Source organism: Micromonospora sp. NPDC049580, from assembly GCF_040675595.1.
Taxonomy (GTDB): domain Bacteria; phylum Actinomycetota; class Actinomycetes; order Mycobacteriales; family Micromonosporaceae; genus Micromonospora.
The window spans coordinates 1-2,308 of the sequence record NZ_JBFAPG010000696.1; the positions used below are offsets into that span (position 1 = coordinate 1).

2 protein-coding genes and 1 pseudogene are annotated in these 2,308 nt (G+C 74.2%); all 3 read left to right on the forward strand.

The features are described from left to right. Nucleotides 1-95 precede the first annotated feature (95 nt). Nucleotides 96-1,424: a sensor histidine kinase gene (locus AB0J68_RS31095; protein WP_363942331.1), complete on the forward strand. Its 1,329-nt coding sequence runs from the start codon at nucleotides 96-98 to the stop codon at nucleotides 1,422-1,424. Continuing rightward, a complete protein-coding gene (locus AB0J68_RS31100) occupies nucleotides 1,421-2,119 on the forward strand; it encodes a response regulator transcription factor (protein ID WP_363942334.1) in 699 nt (232 codons plus the stop codon). The genes AB0J68_RS31095 and AB0J68_RS31100 overlap by 4 nt, the downstream gene beginning before the upstream one ends. 81 nt (nucleotides 2,120-2,200) lie before the next feature. Next, nucleotides 2,201-2,308 (forward strand): annotated as a pseudogene (locus AB0J68_RS31105) (ABC transporter ATP-binding protein); the annotation flags it as partial.

Here is a 2,308-nt window from a genome sequence, read left to right on the forward strand (position 1 = left end):
CGCGGACACCGCGTCGGGCCGCCGCACGTCGGCGCGCGGTCACCGCCGGTCCGTCCGGATAGCGGGCGCGGCCGGCGACGTGGCATCGTTCCCGGATGACCGAGGCACAGCGCGACGAGTGGCGGCGTCCGGGCCCGACGGCCCAGCAGCGGCGGATCGACCTGTGGATCGGGCTCGCGGTGACCGGGCTGGCGCTGGTCAGCCTCACCCTGGCCCGCAGCACCGGGGCGTTCCTGCTGGGGCCACCGCCGTCCGGGCTGGAGCAGCTGTTCTGGACCGTCGCGGTGACGCTTCCGCTGGTCGGGCGGCGGCGCTGGCCGGCCGCCACCCTGCTGGTCGTCGCGGTGGCGTTCATCGCCGCGCAGGCCCGGTCGGCGCCGGAGACCCAGTTCTCCGCGTGGGCCCTGTTCTGCGCCCTCTACACGATGGGCGCCTGGGGACCGGACCATCAGGTGGCCCGCCGGCTGCGGATCGGCGTGATCGCCACGATGTTCGCCTGGCTGGGCGTCTACTACGCGGTGACGATCGACCACATCCCGCCCGGCGCCTTCGACGACGCGGTCGGCCCGGTGCCGCCGGTGCTCGCCGCGATGGTCAGCGGCGTCCTGGTCAACGTGCTGGTCTTCGGGTTCGCGTACTTCTTCGGCGAGACCGCCTGGGTGGCCGCGCGGCGCGAGCACGAGCTGCGCGAACAGGCCGAGGAGCTGCGCCGGTCCCAGGCCGAGGGCCGGGAGCGGGCGGTGCTCGGCGAACGGGTCCGGATCGCCCGGGAGCTGCACGACGTCGTCGCCCACCACGTGTCGGTGATGGGCGTACAGGCGTCCGCCTGCCGCCGGGTGTTCGACCGCGACCCGGGCAAGGCCCGCACGGCACTCACCGCCATCGAGCAGAGCGCCCGCACCGCCGTCGACGAGCTGCGCCGGATGCTCGGCGTGCTGCGCGCCTCCGGCGACGGCGACGTTGAGCGGCCCGCGCCCGGCGACGTCGAGCGCATCGCCGAGCTGGTCGAGCGGGCGCGGGCCGCGGGCCTGACGGCCACCCTCGGGGTGTACGGCGAGCCCGTCGCACTGCCCGAGTCGGTCTCGCAGGCTGCCTACCGGGTGACGCAGGAGGCGGTGACCAACACCCTGAAGCACGCCGGGGCGGATCTGCTGGATGTGCGGGTCCGCTATCTGGCCCGGGAGGTGGAGGTCGACGTGACCGACGACGGACGGACCGGCGGCCGGGCCGATGCCGCCGGGCTCGGCCTGATCGGGATGCGCGAGCGGGTCACCGCGCACGACGGCGAGCTGGAGGCCGGGCCCCGGGCCGGCGGGGGTTGGCGGGTCCGTGCCCGCTTCCCGCTCGCGGACCCGGCGATCGGCCGGCAGCGCGAAACCGGAGACGGACGGTCGTTGACGGCCGGGGCGGGGCGGTCGTCGTGAGCACCGCATCGATCACCCCGATCCGGGTGCTGCTCGCCGACGACCAGCATCTCGTGCGCACCGGCTTTCGGATCATCCTGGAGGTGGAGGACGACATCACGGTGGTCGGTGAGGCCGCCGACGGCGCGCGGGCCGTCACCATGGCCCGCGCCACGCGCCCGGACGTGGTGCTGATGGACGTGGAGATGCCCGGCATGGACGGGCTGGAGGCCACCCGGCGGATCACCGACGACGGGCCCGACGCACCGGCGGTGCTGATCCTCACCACCTTCGACCGCGACGACTATCTCTTCACCGCGCTGCGGGCCGGGGCCAGCGGTTTCCTGCTCAAGAACGGCACACCCGAGGAGCTGATCGAGGCGATCCGGGTGCTGGCCCGCGGCGACGGTCTGCTCGCCCCGGAGATCACCCGCCGGGTGATCTCCACGTTCGCCCGTCCCGGTGATCCGGCGGGCACCGCGCACCGGGGGGCCGATGCCGAGGCCGCGCTGGGCGAGCTGACCCCGCGGGAACGGGAGGTGCTGGTGCTGCTCGCCGCCGGCTCGAGCAACGCCGAGATCGCTGCGACGATGTGCCTCGGCGAGGCGACGGTGAAGACGCACGTGAGTCGGGTGCTGGCGAAACTGGGCCTGCGCGACCGGGTCCAGGCGGTGGTGTTCGCGTACGAGAACGGGGTGGTCCGCCCCGGCGGATGACCGGTGTCCGTCGCTCGGCGGACCCCTCGGCTCAGCCCCCGGAGGGATGGCGGGCCGACGGGTTCGATCTAGCGTGGACGCGTGACGAGAACGCTCCAACTCGACGGCGTCGACCGCAGTTTCGGCGACCGGCAGGTACTCAAGAACGTGTCCTTCGAGGTGGCCGCCGGCCGGATGACCGGCTTCGTC

Excerpts from the sequence above, each read along its gene's own strand:
- AB0J68_RS31095 (WP_363942331.1), top strand. The coding sequence starts at position 96 with ATGACCGAGGCACAGCGCGACGAGTGGCGGCGTCCGGGCCCGACGGCC.